Source organism: Pseudomonas sp. UBA6753, from assembly GCF_002453565.1.
In the GTDB taxonomy this organism is placed as follows: domain Bacteria; phylum Pseudomonadota; class Gammaproteobacteria; order Pseudomonadales; family Pseudomonadaceae; genus Aquipseudomonas; species Aquipseudomonas putida_Z.
The window spans coordinates 141654-159462 of the sequence record NZ_DKHD01000011.1; the positions used below are offsets into that span (position 1 = coordinate 141654).

19 protein-coding genes and 2 pseudogenes are annotated in these 17809 nt (G+C 55.7%); 10 read left to right on the forward strand and 11 right to left on the reverse strand.

The annotated features are described in order from the left end of the window. The first annotated feature begins 592 nt into the window (after window positions 1-592). On the forward strand, window positions 593-919 hold the full coding sequence (locus tag B2790_RS05720) for a DUF2790 domain-containing protein (protein WP_011953106.1): 327 nt from the start codon (window positions 593-595) through the stop codon (window positions 917-919). Between the two features lie 32 nt (window positions 920-951). Here the strand turns inward: B2790_RS05720 and B2790_RS05725 are convergent, their stop codons facing one another. The 3 genes from B2790_RS05725 to B2790_RS05735 form a co-directional block, all read right to left on the reverse strand. Continuing rightward, entirely contained in the window at window positions 952-1302 is a 351-nt protein-coding gene (locus B2790_RS05725) for a DUF3147 family protein (protein ID WP_011953105.1), read from the reverse strand. Window positions 1303-1459: 157 nt separating this feature from the next. Then, window positions 1460-2365 (reverse strand): cation diffusion facilitator family transporter, encoded by a 906-nt coding sequence (locus B2790_RS05730; protein WP_010951438.1) that lies wholly within the window; start codon window positions 2363-2365, stop codon window positions 1460-1462. A 54-nt stretch (window positions 2366-2419) separates the two neighbouring features. Beyond that, window positions 2420-2758: a zinc ribbon domain-containing protein gene (locus B2790_RS05735; RefSeq protein ID WP_071890582.1), complete on the reverse strand. Its 339-nt coding sequence runs from the start codon at window positions 2756-2758 to the stop codon at window positions 2420-2422. 490 nt (window positions 2759-3248) lie between these two features. Here B2790_RS05735 and B2790_RS05740 point away from each other — a divergent pair, with 490 nt between their 5' ends. Together B2790_RS05740 and B2790_RS05745 are read left to right on the forward strand one after the other, a co-directional pair. Further along, window positions 3249-4946, forward strand: a complete 1698-nt coding sequence (locus B2790_RS05740; RefSeq protein WP_003298414.1) for a phosphoethanolamine transferase — start codon at window positions 3249-3251, stop codon at window positions 4944-4946. Between the two features lie 122 nt (window positions 4947-5068). Continuing rightward, entirely contained in the window at window positions 5069-5197 is a 129-nt protein-coding gene (locus tag B2790_RS05745) for a hypothetical protein (RefSeq protein WP_003253468.1), read from the forward strand. Between the two features lie 143 nt (window positions 5198-5340). Here B2790_RS05745 and B2790_RS05750 read toward each other — a convergent pair whose 3' ends face one another. From B2790_RS05750 to B2790_RS05775, 5 genes are all read right to left on the reverse strand, one after another. Then, the gene (locus B2790_RS05750; RefSeq protein ID WP_011953104.1) at window positions 5341-5547 is read right to left on the reverse strand and encodes a hypothetical protein; all 207 of its coding nucleotides are present in this window, start codon (window positions 5545-5547) and stop codon (window positions 5341-5343) included. A 14-nt stretch (window positions 5548-5561) separates the two neighbouring features. Then, window positions 5562-5786: a hypothetical protein gene (locus tag B2790_RS05755; protein ID WP_011953103.1), complete on the reverse strand. Its 225-nt coding sequence runs from the start codon at window positions 5784-5786 to the stop codon at window positions 5562-5564. Window positions 5787-5991: 205 nt separating this feature from the next. After that, window positions 5992-6168: a hypothetical protein gene (locus B2790_RS05760; protein ID WP_023663245.1), complete on the reverse strand. Its 177-nt coding sequence runs from the start codon at window positions 6166-6168 to the stop codon at window positions 5992-5994. A 473-nt stretch (window positions 6169-6641) separates the two neighbouring features. Then, entirely contained in the window at window positions 6642-6950 is a 309-nt protein-coding gene (locus B2790_RS05765) for a hypothetical protein (protein WP_012312015.1), read from the reverse strand. 412 nt (window positions 6951-7362) lie between these two features. Further along, window positions 7363-8019 (reverse strand): hypothetical protein, encoded by a 657-nt coding sequence (locus B2790_RS05775; protein ID WP_012312014.1) that lies wholly within the window; start codon window positions 8017-8019, stop codon window positions 7363-7365. A gap of 206 nt (window positions 8020-8225) precedes the next feature. Between B2790_RS05775 and B2790_RS05780 the strand changes: the two are divergent. Further along, a pseudogene (locus tag B2790_RS05780) lies at window positions 8226-9014 on the forward strand (SIR2 family NAD-dependent protein deacylase). A gap of 317 nt (window positions 9015-9331) precedes the next feature. Here B2790_RS05780 and B2790_RS24945 read toward each other — a convergent pair. The 3 genes and pseudogenes from B2790_RS24945 to B2790_RS05795 all read right to left on the reverse strand — a co-directional run. Further along, window positions 9332-9637, reverse strand: a complete 306-nt coding sequence (locus B2790_RS24945; protein WP_080516231.1) for an STAS-like domain-containing protein — start codon at window positions 9635-9637, stop codon at window positions 9332-9334. 123 nt (window positions 9638-9760) lie between these two features. Beyond that, a complete protein-coding gene (locus tag B2790_RS05790) occupies window positions 9761-10780 on the reverse strand; it encodes an ATP-binding protein (RefSeq protein WP_015268415.1) in 1020 nt (339 codons plus the stop codon). A 423-nt stretch (window positions 10781-11203) separates the two neighbouring features. After that, window positions 11204-11539 (reverse strand): annotated as a pseudogene (locus B2790_RS05795) (helix-turn-helix transcriptional regulator); the annotation flags it as partial. Between the two features lie 249 nt (window positions 11540-11788). On the opposite strand from B2790_RS05795, the gene B2790_RS05805 reads away from it, so the two are divergent. The 6 genes from B2790_RS05805 to B2790_RS05830 all read left to right on the forward strand — a co-directional run bounded on the left by B2790_RS05805 (window position 11789) and on the right by B2790_RS05830 (window position 17694). After that, on the forward strand, window positions 11789-14317 hold the full coding sequence (locus B2790_RS05805; RefSeq protein WP_135192439.1) for a heavy metal translocating P-type ATPase: 2529 nt from the start codon (window positions 11789-11791) through the stop codon (window positions 14315-14317). A 337-nt stretch (window positions 14318-14654) separates the two neighbouring features. Beyond that, entirely contained in the window at window positions 14655-14855 is a 201-nt protein-coding gene (locus B2790_RS05810) for a heavy-metal-associated domain-containing protein (protein WP_004575963.1), read from the forward strand. Window positions 14856-15120: 265 nt separating this feature from the next. Then, window positions 15121-16143 carry a cytochrome D1 domain-containing protein gene (locus B2790_RS05815; protein ID WP_011953096.1) on the forward strand — a complete coding sequence of 341 codons (1023 nt, stop codon included), beginning with the start codon at window positions 15121-15123 and terminating at the stop codon, window positions 16141-16143. A 138-nt stretch (window positions 16144-16281) separates the two neighbouring features. Then, entirely contained in the window at window positions 16282-16737 is a 456-nt protein-coding gene (locus tag B2790_RS05820) for a hypothetical protein (protein ID WP_011953095.1), read from the forward strand. 25 nt (window positions 16738-16762) lie between these two features. Next, a complete protein-coding gene (locus B2790_RS05825) occupies window positions 16763-17038 on the forward strand; it encodes a DUF2933 domain-containing protein (RefSeq protein ID WP_011953094.1) in 276 nt (91 codons plus the stop codon). Then, complete coding sequence (locus B2790_RS05830; protein WP_011953093.1) at window positions 17035-17694, forward strand: methyltransferase family protein; 660 nt, start codon at window positions 17035-17037, stop codon at window positions 17692-17694. Before B2790_RS05825 ends, B2790_RS05830 begins: the two co-directional genes overlap by 4 nt. Window positions 17695-17809 lie beyond the last annotated feature (115 nt).

Consider the following 17809-nt stretch of genomic DNA (forward strand, 5'->3'; position numbering starts at 1 on the left):
TCGCTACCTCTGTCCATACGCCGGGTCACCTGAGGACGCTTGAATCTTAACGCGAAGAAGCTGGCCGCGGCGAAATCCTACAAATTTGTAATGTAGCCGCAAGATTTCTGACAGTCATGCAGGCTCCACCCCTAAGCATAGCGGATTCTGGGGCCTGCGGCGGTGTATGACAGATTCGCCTGGCAGGTGGAATCGGCCAGGACAGGCAGCATTTCGGTCGTTAGCTTGCAAGGACTGGTACTGGCCTTGGATCGAGGGCGCCACGCAGGCAGACCCCATGCACGGCCGCAAACCGCAGCGCCTTTCTGCAAATTAGTTCACGTGGCGGCTCGATATTCTCTCGAATAATTATCTTACAATCTATTACATGTCCAAATTGTAATTGCCCGATCATCTTGGTGTTAGCCTCCTTTGCTAGTTTAAGGGCAGCGGAAGAGGCATCGCTGCTTTGGAAATTGTCTCATTTCAAAGCAGCTTGGCAAGAGCACCGAGCAGTTGTTCGCGCCAGTGCATTCACCTGTAAACCATACGCTCCTTTGGTAGGTGAATTTTAGCGCCCCCCTACGGGCGCTTTTTTATTAAGGGACTTCTTATGAACACTACTGTATCAGCGATCGCCGTGTTTTTGCTCTTTACATCACTAACAGCCAATGCCCAAAGCGGTATGGAGATCAATAAACGCATCGAGCGTACTGCTAGAGAGGCTACAGCGGATTATGCTCAACGCGTAAAAAAGCCCATGCCTCAACTAGAAGACTACGCCTATGGCATGGACCTGGACGTTGGTAAGTTGGTGTATGTATCACCCAGTGTGCGGTACTGCGGTAATGTAAGAAGCATGATGACCTACGAAGACTCGAAAGGCGAACTGCACATGGTTCGCTACCTGGTGAAGGGCGAGTGTGTTAATAGCCGTTAAGACTCATCAAGATGATCCCTGCGGCCACCGGATCATAGAAGCTCAATGCCGAACCGGCGCAGCAGTATGGCGAAGCCTCCGAAGCTGGCCATTGTGATGAGGATGCTGCTGATCAGTGTCGGCCAAAAGCCGAGCTTAGGTAGCAGCAATGGAAAAGCAATAAACATCGGTAGGGTCGGAAGCACGTACCAGAACGTGTACCAAGCATGGTTGGAGATCTTCTCCATGCTCTGGTTCTCTAAATAGAGCCAGACCAACGTCACGACCGTGACCAAGGGTAGGGCGGCGACCAAGCCGCCCAGCTTGTCGCTGCGTTTCGCCAGCTCTGACACGAGAATCACTATACCGGCAGTGAGTAGGTACTTCGTGATGATCCAGGCCATCGCTGAGCCTTCTGGAGGTTGTTGACGAGGGCAGGCGAAGCCATTCACCAACCCCCTTGAAGCGCTCCTGCCGTTTACGGCATCCCTCACCGCATTTTTTTTGCAACATCACCCTCAGCCAGGAGGGTGATGTGTTTGCATGGTGTTTACCGATCGGTCAGTGCGAGGGTGAGGGAACGCTCTCGTGGAAAGCTGCCCGCTCGATCTGGATGGTGCAGTGATGGATTTCGAATGCATCGCTGACAGCATCCACGACGGCCGCCAACACAGCATCCCCATCTGCAGAATCCCGAACCACTACGTGCGACGTCATCACGTTACTGCCACTGCTGACAGCCCACACGTGCAAGTCATGAACGTCCGTCACGCCATCTACTCCGAGGATGGTGGCCTCGATTGCCGTAACGTCGAGCCCCCTCGGGACACCCTCCATGAGGATCCCCAGGCTTTCGCGAAGCAACTGCCACGTCCGCGGCAGAACCCAAAGGCCGATCGCCACAGCGACAATCGTGTCGACCCAGGTCCAGCCGGTGAAGCGGATGATAAGTGCCGCGATGATTACGCCAAGCGAGCCGAGCATGTCGCTCCAAACTTCGAGGTAGGCTCCTTTGACGTTGAGGCTTTCGTTGCTCGCAGATGCCAGAAGGCGCATCGAAATTAGGTTGATGATCAGGCCGGCGATTGCGATCCACATCATCGCTCCGGTAGCGATCTCCGCCGGCATGAAGAAGCGCTGGTAGGCCTCATACAAGATGTACATCGCCACCAGGAAGAGCAGCACGGCGTTGAACGTCGAAGCCAGAATTTCCAGGCGCGCATAGCCGAAGGTTCTTTTCTGATCCGCCGGCCGCTTGGCTATCTGAAGTGCAATCAGTGAGATCGCCAAGGCGGCAGTATCTGTGAACATGTGAGATGCGTCCGACAGCAGCGCCAGGCTGCCGGTAATCCACGCACCGATCACTTCTGCAATCATGAAGCTGCCAGTCAAGCCGAGCGCCATGATTAGCTTCTTCTGATGCCCCTCGCGTACTGCAGCGCTGCCATGGTCATGATTTGAACCCACGTATTTCTCCTTGCGCAGGGTTGTGGTCTCGTTGGCCTTCCTGTCTACCTAGCCTTAGAGCGTCGCTTGGCCACAGTGACTGCAAAATCTTGCTCCTGCACTCAGCAGCGAGCCGCAGGCGGTGCAACCACTCGATAGCGGTGTTCCGCAGTTTAGACAAAAGCGTGCTGACGGATCGTTGGCCGTCCGGCACTGCCTGCAGCCCTGCAGATCTTTGATGGGGGCAGGAGTGGGAGGGCGCCCGCCGTCATACACCTGATTACCGCCGTCGCAGCCCTGCTGCCGGCCATGGCGATCATATTGCTCGGCCCCATGTCCCCCGCTGTGGTGCTTGCCTCCACCGTGATTTCCACGGCCATGGTGCCCGCCCAGGATGTTTTTGAAAAAGCTCATGGTATTCGCCCCTCATTGATGGGTGACATATTAACGAGCAAAAGTTGAAAATAATATTCTGCTCGCGAGAAAGACTTGTAAGTTGAATTGAAAGTTCAAAATTAGCCTACGACAAAACGAAACCGTTTTGTTTGTGAAATTAAATTTATCTAGCTGAGCGGAGCATTGCTTTTGGTGGGTAGTATCCCCCTAATTTTGATCATAGCGTGATCAATGACAATCAAAACAGCAGTAATTGGATTTCTGTCAGCATTGTAATCCCGAGGTCATCGTGTCGTTATCAGGTCCCGGAAATAATGCGCTCAGCGAGATTCATTTCTCTTTTTATCCCTATGCCTCACACATACTAAGCGTCCCCAACGCCTAGGGGCCTAAGGCCTCTGACGCTCCGCACATTGCGCAATCGCTCAGCATCTGTCGACGGTTTGCCTTGTAGCTCCCGCTAACTCCATAGCTACCGCCATGGATAAGCAGCTTCCAGAGTTTGATAATGACACCTTCCAAATCCATTGTTCACACCCTGTTAAGCAAATGGATCTTTGCTATTCGCAATGCGCGGCAGAAAGGCATCAGTACTAATTTGCTAATCGGCCTGGTGACTTTTTGGTTACTGCTATTCGCGAACGCTGAGCTCTGGAACGTGCTCTGGAAGCTGGTATTCAAAACCGATGAAGTGAACTGGCAGCTAGCGGCTAGCCTCCCAGTCATAGTATTCGCATGGGTGTTTACCGTTCTGAGCTTGCTGTCATGGGGGCGGCTGGCCAAACCCATACTGTGCCTGGTACTGATCAGCGCGTCTTTTGCGAGTTACTTCATGAATGCCTACGGCATCGTGATCGATTACACAATGTTCACCAACGTTGTGGAGACCGACGTCGCTGAGGCAACCGAGCTGCTGAATTGGAAGCTCGGTCTTTGGGTCGCAATGGTTGGGGTGTTGCCCGTCTACCTGATTGCCCGGGTTCCCCTCCGGCGCAAGCCTTGGGCCAAAGCTTTGGTCAGCAGGTTCATTGCTCTGTCGCTCGCTCTGTTGACCTTATCTGGCATCGCGTTGAGTCAGTACCAGTCGTATGCCTCCTTGCTGCGCAACAATCGGGAGATCCGGCTGATTCTGGTACCTACCAACTTGTTTGCGGCTGGCCATGGGTACCTGAAGCGTCAGCTGGCCTCACCTAAAACGCTGACGGCCATTGGTACTGATGCGGTAGTTAATCGACAGGGTGCGGCTCGTAAACCCAGGCTGCTGGTACTGGCAGTAGGAGAGACCGCTCGCTCCGCCAACTTCTCCCTCAACGGCTACTCCCGTGAAACGAATCCGGAACTAGAAAAGCGAAATGTCATTAGCTTCACGAACGTGAGCTCCTGCGGTACCGCTACCGCGGTCTCGCTGCCATGCATGTTCCTGGACGTGGGTAAGGCCCAGTACAAAGATGGCTTGGCCAAGAGCCGAGAAGGGCTGCTCGACGTGCTTCAACGCGCTGGCATCAGTGTCATGTGGACTGACAACAACTCGGGGTGCAAAGGGGTCTGCGACAGGGTTCCCAACCACAAGGCTGCCTCTCACGCGGATTCCCAACTGTGCACCAGCGAGGAGTGTAAGGACGGGGTGCTGCTCACGGAGATGCAAGACTTCATCAAGCGCCAGGAAGGCGATGCTGTCCTGGTGCTCCACTACAAAGGCAGTCACGGCCCGGCCTACTACAAGCGCTACCCCTCGCAATTCAAGAAATTCGCACCGGTGTGCGAGACCAACGAGCTCGACAAATGTAAGCAGGAGGAGGTGGTCAATGCCTACGACAACTCAATCCTCTACACCGATTATGTGACTGCAAATCTCATCGATATCCTGGCGGCCAACACCAAGTTCGACACTGCGCTGATGTACGTTTCGGACCACGGCGAATCGCTGGGGGAGGGTGGGCTCTATCTACACGGGCTGCCTTACGCGATGGCTCCTGACGAGCAAACAAAGGTGCCGTTGGTACTTTGGATGTCTGACTCGCTCGCGAAGAGCGAAAAGGTCAACGTGGGTTGTTTGAAAGCTCAAACCACGTCACCGCTGAGCCACGACAACCTGTTCCACACCGTGCTCGGCATGATGAACGTCCAGACGTCTTCGTATCGCTCAGCGCTGGATTTCACTGCCCCTTGTAAGCCCTTTGTCGGAGGCTCTTATTCTGGCCTCTGAATGTTCGATGTGGACCGGATCATCGGCCAGGCGGTTCTGCACCAGCCTGCTTTGACAGCTGAGAGAAGCTGGACTAATTACATAGCTGCATTCAACAACCCAAGCGGAAAAGGAAGTTTTGCATGAGCATCAAGCCAGGCCCAAAGCGCACCAATGAAGATGGCACTCCGGACAAAAGGCAGCGAGTCACCCCTGAAAAGCAGAAGGACCATCCGGACCTGAAACCCCACAAGCACAAAAAGGGGGAGTAAGAAAAAAGCAGCTCTCGGGAGCTGCTTTTTTTTTGGGGCTGTGTGCAAACCCTCCCGACCGTCTCGCTGATCAATCGGACCGCGTCGTGAGTCTTCCGCTTGGCTTGATGGATTCTGAAGCTACCTCCGGATCGGTTATCCCTTCAGTGCGGACGACGAGACTGATATCCCAGAGCGTTGAGCTGATACTCGCTGACAGCCCGAAATTGTGATTCTGCGATTTGACGCAGGCGCTCAACCTCTTCGGCAGATGAGCCAGAAGCCTGCGCCTCGTGGTATTGCTTCATCGCATCCACTGCGTCGGTATACATGGGGTGGTCGGGGAGAAGAGCTGGTATCTTTTTCGTCATGTAGCGGCAGGTCCTCACTGGATAGTCGACGGTGGTTTACCTGCTTTGAGGAGCTGAAAATCAATGACCGCCTGATAGAGCGAATCTGCCAATAGGTGAAGACGCTGTACCTCAAGGTCTGGCAATCCAGCAGCCTCCGCTTCGTGGGCCTGTCGGATAGCTTCAAGCGCTTGCCTCATCAGTGGCTCACCAGCCTCGACCATTCCAATGAATGTGCGCTTCACAACATTTTGCTCCATTCAGCTGAAGATGAATTATAGGACACCGCGGCGTGGCAAGGCCCCGAGCAGCACAGGTGTTCGACGTCCGGCTGAACGAACCAATGAGGAGCGCGCTGGCCTGGGGAGTGGCCAGGGCGCGTGTCATAGCTACGTTGTAAACCACTTTTTTCACTGTAAACCACTGTGGTTTACAGTGAAAAAAAGTGGTTTACAGCAGGCCTCCTCAGGCCTGAGTCAGCTCCAGCAGATCGCCCAGTTCCTCCCGGGCCATCTTCACTCTATCCATTCTGCGATAAGGATGATCAACCGGCATCCGGATAAGAGATTCGAACCAAGCCGAATCGAATTTGATGACTTCCTTGTGAATGTGCTCAAGCTCACCTCCGCGAGGCTGTGACACTACAAACTCCAAGCTTGCCTACATCGAATGCCGAGTCGCTGGCAGAAACCGGATTGAAATCGACGACCTCCACAAGGCTTACCGATCGAGCGCGTATACCACCAGCTCGAAAGAGGTCGAAGAACTGCAGTTGTTGGCCATTAGCAAAGGCAATCAAGGCGGGCATTTGGACCTGCGCTGTCCATTTGACTTACCTGTTGAATACAAGTCGAACGTGGTGAGTTTTAACAGGACAGACCGTGATCAGCGTGTACAGACAAGGGTCTTCGATTCGTCGGCTACCGAGACTGAGCGCACCCTACTGAGGCAGATCACCCAACCGGATGAGAACGCTCCGGTCAAAGCGCCTCGTCGTAAACCGCTTCCAAAGGCGACCGACGAAGACCTAGCACTAGCCTTCCATCGATACGTGGACTCACAGTCCCCGTCCTCACCTAAAAAGCCGAAGTAGCATGGCTGGTTTGGCTTTCAAATCAATGACCATCACGGAAGAAGTCATCCCTGGAAGCGAGGCCGAAGTCATCCTCGGGCTGCTGCGGATCACCTTCAAACATGTTGGCTGTGCGCCGCTCTTGCTTGAGGTAAGCGATGGTTTGGAAGAAGCAAGGTTCACATAGGTGTACCTCATAGCGCTCTCCGTCATGCAGTGCACCAAAGCCCCAGTGCGCCTGGAGCACCCCATACTGCAGGCTGCCGTTTTCCAAACGTGTGGAGGAGCCGCATACGTCGCAGCTCACGTCGACCACCGCTTCTGTTTCTACACGACCAGTGATTTTCATCATGAAGCCTCTGCCAACGTTGGGACAAATGATTACGCCAGAGTTGGGCCTTGGAGAGCATCAATATGCGCCGTATCGGTATTCCTGCGGCGAGAGTCGGCCGCCTGGGCCGAATAGCAAGTGGGAGGTATAACGCTCCAGAAAAGCTATGGCTTCCTTCTGAACGCATCCCTCGTAGTAGGCTCGCCGGGCTAGCGGAACTGTGGCCCGATTTTTCAGGCACAGCTTCACCAACTCTGATAACAAATAACCGCGAACGTCATATCGAGCATCAACCGCCTTGATCACCGTCGAATAGCAATCATGGAAGACGGGTCGCCAGTTACGATCGTTGCGGGGAGCTGGTTGACTGCTCATCTTTGATCCCCTGAGACACTATCCATCGGGCGCGTCACGGTATGCAATCTGAAGCCGTTCATCTAATCACACGTCTTCCTCTTGGCTTTTTCTTTGCCGCAGCTAGCACCCATTCTGGGGCGGATGACAGCAAGGCTTTGGGGGCGATACCGCCCAGAGACGAATTTTCTGATTGGAACCAAGCCGCCATAGACCACTCGTCCATGCGAGTCGAGAGAACGGACAATACGTCGCAAAGGCTGCTGATCGGTTGATAGCCGTTGCTACCGTCCAAAGCATAAGCGGGGAAGAAGTCGACCTTCCCAGGTCGAAGCGAGAAGATCTGACCATCAGCCAGTAGCTGGTCGGGGTCAACTCCACCCCCTGGGGTGGAGGTAGATGCGAGCTGAAGCCATTGCTTGCCTGATATCCAGTCTCCGCTTTGGAAGACCCTGGAGCGGATGAGCCCGGCTGAAACGCCACTCTTCAGGATGGATTGAGGCACCGACTCTGCGGGGAGAAAGCAGTCGATGATGAGATCTAGCGCTTCCTGGGGGTATTCATCCAGCCGCCACTCGAATAGATCGTTGTACATCTGCAGGCCACCAAGGTAAGCATCGATCGTCCGGTCTGAATTGGCTTCAATCGACAGGGTAGCAACCAAAGCGACCTTGCTTTTATTCAGGGCGGTTGAAGGCTCATGTCGGGTCTGGATGTGAGCAAAGGGAGTGGTCATATGCACCTCCCGCGATGGGGCTAGAGATAGCTGTAGGTCGGGTAGCTGAAATCCATTGGAGGTTTACTAGAGCGGTAGCAGCAGTATGCGGCACCCTGCGCTCTACGCTTGGTTTTCCGATCAAACGCGAGTGCTTTAGCTGGGATGTGCGGCCGTTACCGTGTTTACTGCAAGGGAGTCCCCGCTGCGGGGCTGAGGTGTGTCCAATGAGCAATTTGCAAAGAGCTGCTGAGGCTTTGCGCAGGTCCAAGAGGGTCGTTTTTTTCACGGGTGCTGGCATCTCTGCTGACAGCGGAATTCCGACCTTCCGCGACAAGCTGACAGGCCTCTGGGCGAAGCATGACCCTCAGCGTCTCGAAACAGCGGACGCCTTTCGCAAAAATCCAGCTCTCGTCTAGAGCTGGTATCTTTGGCGCCGGCAGCAGGTTGGCCAGGCCAAACCTAACTTGGCTCATCTATCTATTCCACGGATAGCTGATGCTGGCTGGAACGTATCTGTCGTTACCCAGAATATTGATGATCTGCATGAACGAGCCGGCTCCAGTTCGGTGATACACCTTCATGGCCGCTTGATGGACGTGAAATGCTTCGGATGCCACCGGCCAGCAGAGTTATCACCAGATCAACTGGCGGTTCCCCCGGCGGGACAGATGATCGAGCCTCCGCGGTGCACTCGATGCAACGGGAGGTTGCGCCCTGGGGTGGTCTGGTTCAGAGAGAATCTTCCAGAGGATGCGTGGCGTTCAGCAGTAAGGCTTGTGGAAGCCTGTGACTTGCTGATTTCGGTGGGTACATCTGGCGTAGTCATGCCGGCAGCCGGTATTCCAGATATGGCTCTGGCGGCCGGGGCAACCGTGATCCATGTGAACCTTGACGACGTGGGGATGGACGGGGCGGAAGAGATAATGCTCGTTGGGCCTGCAGGGGTGGTATTACCCGCTTTGCTTCAAGCCGCAGGAGTTGCAGGTCCGTTGCAGCTTGATGGTTTTACTTAAGGAGCCAAGCCAGCTCTCCAATCCGCAGATGCTGTGCACATTTTTTTGCACATATCTCACGCCACGATACCCCAGTAGATTCAGGCTTTTCGCAGCCTTTGCATAGGTGAGTCGCGATGGATTTCTACACATCTCAATGAGGAAACCTAAGCTCCGTTTTCCACGTATTCCTCCGCTACAGAACGCTTTTCTGCGGTGTGTCCCCTGACATTCGCTTTTCAGGGCGAGCTATGGGGGCCACTCAAGACGGCTATCTTTTGCCTGGCACCAATGAAAAGGCCCTCAATATTGAGGGCCTTAAATTCAATGCGGATCCGTCACGCGGGCATTTTTTGCAGCTGTCGAACTCGATCATGGACCACAAATTTAATGATTCCTTTGACATCGTTGGTGCAGTTTTCAAAGGCAAGGCGCGATACCACCTGGCGACCCTCCTTCAGAATCAGCGCCCCGATCAACTCGTCGACGAAGGACTGAGTGACATCGTTCCCAGCGAAATCTATGACAACGCTCTCACCACTGCTGAGCGAGCGTTCGATTTCGGTACGGTAGGGGATCGCTGAAGCTCGCATTCCGTACGTTCGGATAGAACTATCCCTACTTAATCGAATTTGAGTTTGCATGTCGTAACCCCTTGTATTGCATAATCCTTTTTTGCAGCCCGAGAGTTTCAGTTGACGCTGAATCTCCCATTTACCGCTCCTTGCATGATCGACTCTAGCCCTCGAGCTATCAAAAAGCCAGAGCTAGCGGAAATTCAGATCTAGGTCGAGATCGTCGTCAACCTGTCCTGCATCGTCCTTCGGCAGCAAGTCACTGATCGAAATGGTGGGCAGCAGCTCACGGGTACAGCTAAACGCGATCGATACACCATTCCACAGCGCATCATGCAGCTCCTGAGACTGCCGACGCTTTGTGTCATGTATGCCATTGCCGCTCACGATGATCAAACCACCGCCCGCCGCGTCTGCAATTTTTGCGGTAGTTGTTAACCCGATACCTTGGTTCTCGCTACCCAGGATCTGGGCCATCGCACCCCGGTTGCAGCTCACTCGCGGTTTGAGTGCCGCCTCGATCGCGTGCAAATGCGTGCGGTCATGAAGCTCAGGGTGATTCCTCAGTGTCGCGAGAAACCCACACCCATTATCGACGATGGCCATGCGTACAAGGTTCAATTTTGGATAAAACTGACAGGTCAGCCAAACGGCGGCGTCACCACGTCCCTCTCTGCGGGCGTGAGTAAGCGAGTTTTCCAATAGCTCCTTGAGCGAATACTCCAGAGGGCCCCGGTAGGAGTCAAACTCATTCCGTCCCGTGTGCTCGTCGACTGGGGCATCCGGGTCCGATTGAGTCAACCTTCCCGTAATAGCTCTAGCGAGGCGAGAGGCTGCAGCCTCTGCTTGATGGTGTTCGCTGATTTTGGTGATTTCCACCAACGAGGTGCTTCGGTCGTTTCGACGTCCTACCCCCGATAGATCTACACCCTCTACATCAATGTCCTTGAAAAAATCCATCCTGGCCAGGTAGGAGGTCAGGTCTCTGCTCAAAAACTGCATCGAAACTCGCTTCTGGACCAACTGGTTTTCAAACAACGCTCGCAGCGTGGCCATCCCTAACGGATCGATATACGAGAGGTTGCTAGCGTCTAAAACGATGTCACCAGGGCAGTTAATGATTTCTGCGCACACAGAAAACAGGTCATGGGGCGATCTTGAGCCAAGCCCCCAAGGAAGAACGATCGCGTTTTCAATATCGATGGCCTGCATGCAATTCCCTGGCAACGGAGCTAACCCTTTCGGATAGATATAGGGCTCGATAGTAGCCCATTGCCTGCCGGGTAAGCACTCACCTATTTTTTGACGAGTAGTGCCGGCATAGAATTGGCGCGCGGCAGTAGCGGCCTGTGGATGGTGGATCGCGCTCGCCTTGGGCTCAACACGCACGAAGAAAACACGGCCAACGCCCTGCCACGGGTCAGCCATTCAAGCAAAGATGGCCAGATCAAAGCCTTGTGCGAGAGCACTGGAGCAGGTTTGTGAGTCCGCCGAGCAGTTTCATCTCCGACGTCTGCTGTGGGCAAAGGCAAAGCTGGAAGGGGAACAGCGAAGAGTGACCCGATCAGCGCTGTACCGCACCGCATGTATCAGGTCTGGGGCTTGAGCTGTTAGATCGCATAAGGCTACCTTGGCCGGCAACTGGAGAACGAACTGCACCTCGTCTTCCAATGCGTTGGCGTGGAAGTAACTGAGGAAGTACTCGCTTTGACGGAACTGGTCAGAAGCGATCTCCTCCAGGCGTTACAGCCCACTGGGCAGGCCTTCCTGACAGGCCTGGTAGAAGGGGTCGAGCAAGTATAGGCCGTCCAGGCAGGAAAGCATGGACGGCGTTCCCCACCGGGAGCCGGCGTCGTACTCCTCCAGCGGCTTGGGCACTCCCTCGCCGGGGTACAAGGCAGCCAGCGCATTGTCGAAGGGCAACCACTGGTGCAGCAGCAGGATCAGCAACCTCCAGAAATGATCTATGCCATGACGCTACACCACAACAATAATCGACACGCTTACAGGAGCATTGATTGGCGTCACAGCTGTTCAAGGAGATGTTGTCTAGGCTGGACAATACGGCAGCGGCCGATATTTCCCACCCAGCTTGGGAGTTGATCATGACGGAGCCCATCGCCGTGGTACAGATCTGGCAATACCTTTTTGGCGGACTAAAGGCGGTATTGCACTGATCATGCTGGCCATATTTGGCCTGTTTTATGTGGCTCGTGCACTATGGCCACCTGTCACAGGCACTACAGTTATTTAATTTTGTTGCTCTGTCCGCTGACGCAACTCTTCGGGCACAACCATGGCGGGTATTCTCACCAGAAGGGTGAAAACTCGTCCAAACCGGACAACAAAGGGAACTACTTCATGCACACCGAATCGTGCCAGCATGACCATGACCATGACCATGACCATGACCACTCGCACCCGCATGAGCAACCGGATGGTAGTCAGCGCGATTTGGTATGCGGTATGACGGTGCCACCGGATAGTCGCTACTTCGAGCTATACGAGGGAAGGACATACCGCTTCTGCAGTGAAAAGTGCCTGACGAAATTCCGCGCAGCGCCTGTGCATTATCTTAGCCCTCCCCAGGACCAAGAACACGCGGGCCATCTCCACTCGGCTGCCCCGCAGCCAAGCAACGCGGCGGACGCCGAATACACTTGCCCGATGCATCCCCAAATCCGCCAGCGTGGGCCGGGCAGTTGCCCAATCTGTGGCATGGCCCTAGAGCCGGTAATACCGGAGCTTGAGGAAGACGAGAACCCGGAACTCAAGGACTTCTCCCGCCGCTTCTGGTGGACCTTGCCCCTGACGGTCATCGTGACCGTGTTGGCCATGACTGCCCACCAACTCCAATTGCTGCATGGTGCCACACAGAATTGGGTGGAGTTGATTCTGGCCACTCCCGTGACACTATGGGCTGGCTGGCCGTTTTTCGTGCGTGGGGTCGCATCGATTCGTAATCGCAGCCCGAATATGTGGACCCTGATAGGTTTGGGAACGGCTGCGGCGTACCTATACAGCGTTGCGGCCACAGTGTTCCCGCAGGTTTTCCCGACGACTTTCATGCAGGATGGCCGCATCGGTGTCTACTTCGAAGCGGCTGCAGTCATCATCTCATTAACGTTGCTCGGCCAAATGCTCGAGCTCAAGGCGCGCTCACAAACCTCCGCCGCCATCAAGTCGCTCCTGGGTCTTGCCCCCAAGACGGCCCGTCGCATCGGGGCCGATGGTCAGGAGGAAGATATTCCGCTCACCCACGTGCATACGGGCGACCACCTGCGCGTTCGCCCTGGCGAGAAGGTGCCGGTCGACGGGGTGGTCCTGGAAGGCGAAAGTGCTATCGATGAATCCATGCTGACAGGCGAGCCCGTGCCAGTGATGAAGAAAGCTGGGGATGCACTCATCGGTGCCACGCTGAATACCCACGGCAGCCTTGTGATGGCGGCGCAGAAGGTCGGCGCCGAGACAGTGCTCTCGCAAATCGTGCAGATGGTCGCGCGGGCTCAGCGCTCGAAAGCCCCGATGCAGCGGATGGCGGACACCGTGGCCGGCTATTTCGTCATGGGGGTGATTCTGGTCGCGCTGGTCACGCTCTTCGGCTGGGGGCTTTTCGGACCGGAGCCTGGCTGGGTCTTCGGCCTGATCAATGCGGTCGCGGTCCTGATCATTGCCTGCCCCTGCGCGCTCGGCCTAGCCACTCCCATGTCGATCATGGTCGCTACCGGGAAGGCTGCCAGCAGTGGCGTGCTCTTCCGAGACGCCAGTGCTATCGAGAACCTCTGCAAGATCGACACGCTGATCGTCGACAAGACCGGGACCCTCACCGAGGGCCGGCCAGTGTTTCATAGCGTGGTCGGTACCGGGCAGTTCATGCCACCCGAAGTCTTGCGCCTTGCCGCCAGCCTGGACCAAGGCAGCGAGCATCCGCTGGCACATGCGATTGTCGATCATGCGCGAGCGCATGGACACAGCTTGTCCAAGCCAGAGGCGTTTGAGTCGGGCTCTGGGATCGGTGTACGTGGCCAGGTGAACGGCAAACGGCTGCAGCTTGGCAACACGACCTTGATGGAAGAGGCTGGCCTCGACACCAGTCCGTTGCGAGACCGCGCCGAGCAGCTGCGTCTGGAAGGCATGAGTATCATGTACTTGGCCGTCGATGGCGTGCTCGCTGGCCTGCTAGCGGTGTCCGATCCGGTCAAACCCACCTCCAAGGAGGCGGTAACCCGGCTACAGGCAGAAGATGTGAAGGTCATCATGGCCACCGGCGACGGCCTGACTACGGCACGTGCGGTCGCGAAACAACTCGGCATCGAGGAAGTCCACGGAGAAGTGAAACCCGAGGACAAGGAGCAACTGGTGGCGCTCCTGCAGGGCGATAAGCGCCGGGTTGCCATGGCAGGAGATGGGATCAACGATGCCCCTGCGCTGGCCCGGGCTGATGTCGGGATCGCCATGGGAACTGGCACCGATGTTGCCATGAACAGCTCCCAGTTGACGCTGGTCAAGGGCGACCTGATGGGCATCCTGCGGGCCAGAACACTATCCGTGGCCACGGTGAAGAACATGCGTCAAAACTTGGGCTTCGCATTCTTCTACAACGCTATGGGCATACCGCTGGCGGCAGGTTTGTTCTACCCGCTTACCGGCCATCTATTGTCACCGATGATTGCGGCATTGGCCATGAGCGTAAGTTCGGCTTCCGTGGTATTCAACGCACTGCGGCTGAAGCGCGTAGTCACAGACTGAAATGGGCACACCGCAACCTATGAGAGGAAGTTCCGCCATCAGCGTTTCAACGCCTGATCCATATGACTGACTGTCTAGGGCTTTGGCCTTAGCGGGTATGTCCGCGAGTTCGGCGCCAATCTGGTCCTGATGGAGGACATCGGGCAACTGCGACGTCCGCCATCTTCTGCCAAGATCGTAAGGGACAATTGTGATGCAGCAGGGGCCGCCGCCAGAGGAGTTGGACAAGATTTCAGGGCGAAGATAAATCCTTTGACCGGGCCTTGACCTTGTCATCGTGTCAAGGTTGAAGCTGTAAATGCGGCGAGAAAAGCCGTACCAGCATGAGAGGCCCGCTATGTTCGTTTTGGAAGTTTCCGGTATGGGATGTGGCAGTTGTGTCAACAAGATCACCAAGGCCATCCAGGCTGCCGATGGCGACGCGAAGGTGATCGTTGATCGTGCTGCCGGTACAGTGAGTGTCCAAAGCAACATCGAGGCGGAACGCGTCGGTGCACTGGTCCAGGCGCTTGGTTACCCAACCAAAGTCAGTCGCTAAGTCTCGTTACCGCTCAGATGGCAAGCCGCCGTGCCATGTTTCATGGCGCGGTTTCTTCATATACAGCCTGATGTCGACTGACTCCGGGTCGGGATAGCCAGCAATACTCCCCAAGAAATGGACGGCCTTCGATCACCCAGTGCCGAGTCAAGCTGTGGACGTTGACGCTGATCAAGAAAATGCTTCGCGATTGGTGTTTATCTTGAGTAAATGTATAGGCCAGCCTGGCTCACATACCCCGGCCCCTCGTTGGAGCTCATTCACAATGATGACTGCCAAGCGGTTTAGTTCTATGGCCTTGGGGATATCCCTGCTCATCCCTCTGGGGCTGGTCATGGCAAACCCTACGGGTAACGTCTACACGGCCAATGAACGGTCCGCTTCCATTAGCCAGGTAAATCTTGCGACAGGTGATGTGAGCACGGTCGCCTTGCCGATCGCACCCCACAACCTACAGGTTTCGCCCGACGGCAGCTTGCTTCTGGTTGTTGGAGTGGCTGGACATGCGGGGCATTCGAGCGGTGAAAAGCCCGGTGGGCAGTTGCTGGTGTTCAGTACCAGCGCGCTGGACAGGCCACCGTTCAGCTTCCCGGCAGGCGATCACCCGGCTCATGTGGTCACCGACGTCACCGGGCTGCGAGCTTTTGTGACCGATTCCGCTGCCAACCAGGTGCGAGTATTTGACCTTGAGCAGCGAATCGAGTTGCCCGGTATTCCAACTGGGCGTTATCCCCATGGGCTGCGCTTGAGCCCTGATGGCCGGACACTCTATATCGCGAACATGAAGAGCGACAGCGTATCGCTTATCGATGTCGTCACACTCAAAGAAACCGCGCAGATTCCCGTGGGCAAAGGCCCTGTCCAGGTCGGCTTTGCCCCTGACGGTCGCCTGGCATTCGTCTCGCTCAGTGCGACAAATCAGCTTGGCATCATCGACACGGCCAGACGCAAGGTGATCAGCAAGGTTGATGTCGGCCGCACGCCAATCCAGATGATGGCCACCGTTGACGGTCGCCAGGTCTATGTCGCGAATCAGGGCAGTGGCCAGAATCCGGACGACCGAGTCTCCATCGTAGATCTCCAGACGCGTAGCAGCCTGGGCACCGTGACCACCGGCAAGGGTGCCCATGGTGTGGCCATCAGCAGCGACGGCGCTTATGTGTTTGTCAGCAATATTGAAGCGGGCACCGTATCTGTCATCGATACGAGCAGCCGAAAGGTCGTTGCTACCCATAAGGTTGGCGCCGGGCCAAACGGGATCAGCTTCGAGCCGCCGAGTGCCCAATAATAGCCCGTCGGTGTACAACCCGAGCACGACGCGAAAAATGAGCATTCACGCCGGCGCAGTAATTTGCTTGTCGTGCCAGGTGAGGCCTAGCGCCCAGACCAAGGCATCCGGCTTTAAAACAGTGCTAAGGAGATGATGATGAACAACGTTCGAAATTTACTGATCGGACTTTGTTTGGCCGCAGCGTCCGTGGGCGCCATGGCGCAAAACACCGATGAACACTCGACACATCACCCGGCCGATGCGCCAAGCGCGGCGGCTACCGAGAAGACGCCTTCTCAGCCAATGGACAAAGGGCAAATGGCGGCGATGGACCAGCAAATGAAGGCCATGCAAGCCATGCACGAAAAGATGGCTGCAGCCAAAACGCCGGAAGCCCGTCAGGCGTTGATGGCCGAGCATATGGCGCTGATGAAAAATGGCATGGCCATGATGAAGTCCATGGAGGGTGGCATGCCTGAAATGGGGGGCATGCATGGCGGCATGGGCGGGGATATGGCCGCCCGCCACCAGATGATGGAAAAGCGCATGGACATGATGGAGTCGATGATGCAGATGATGATGGACCGCATGCCATCTGCTGCATCGAAGTAACCCATCTCCTTTCCCAGGAGTCGCTATGAACCCTCACTTCGATGAAAACGGCTCACCACACAGTTTCTGGCGTTCACGCTATGCAATCGGCCTGGTGGTAATCGGTGGGATCGCCGTCTACTTCCTGCTCACCGAGCACCTTGCCCATGTCGTTGGAGCCCTGCCTTATCTGTTGTTGCTCGCCTGTCCGCTGATGCATGTCTTCATGCATCGAGGACATGGGGGACACCATCACCAGGGCCAGAGCAAACCGGCCCCCTCCGATAAGGCTGATATCCATAAGCCGGGAGATCCATCATGAATCATGGTGAAAGCGCGTATGGCCTCTGGTCGCTGGTTTTCATCAACTCCGCGATCTTCATCATGTTTGCCTTCAGTTTCTTCAAGCCGGCAACGGCGAGAGACTGGAGGAGCTTCGGTGCATTCTCGGCCTTCATCGTTGCCCTGTTTGTGGAAATGTATGGCTTCCCCCTGACGATCTATCTGTTGTCAGGCTGGTTGCAGGCCAGGTTCCCCAACCTCGATCTGCTTTCCCACGAATCCGGCCATCTGTGGTCGACGTTGCTCGGTGACCAGGGCAACCCACACTTCAGTGTTTTGCACATTGCCAGTTACCTATTCCTGGGTTTCGGCTTCTATTTGCTTTCTGCCGCCTGGAACGTGCTATATCACGCGCAACGCCGCCGTTCACTTGCAACGGTCGGGCCCTATGGCTGGATCAGACATCCGCAGTACGTGGCATTTGTGCTGATTCTTCTGGGCTTTCTCCTTCAGTGGCCGACGCTGCTGACGCTGGCAATGTTCCCGGTGTTGCTGGTGATGTACGGGCGTTTGGCGGTTTCCGAAGAGCGGGAAATGCACAAGCAGTTTGGCGCTGCCTACGAAGCTTATACCCGCGTTACGCCTAGGTTCGTTCCGCACCTGCGCGAAAGGTTGGGTGGGGGTCATAGAGGCTGAAGCGTAGGACGAAGGAGCTACATGCCAGGAGGGTTTCAGCGGCAGTGTTTCTAGCGGGAATAGGGTATCCAAAGTCTGTTTGCTCGGATAACACTCTGAGTTGTCGCGGGTTTTC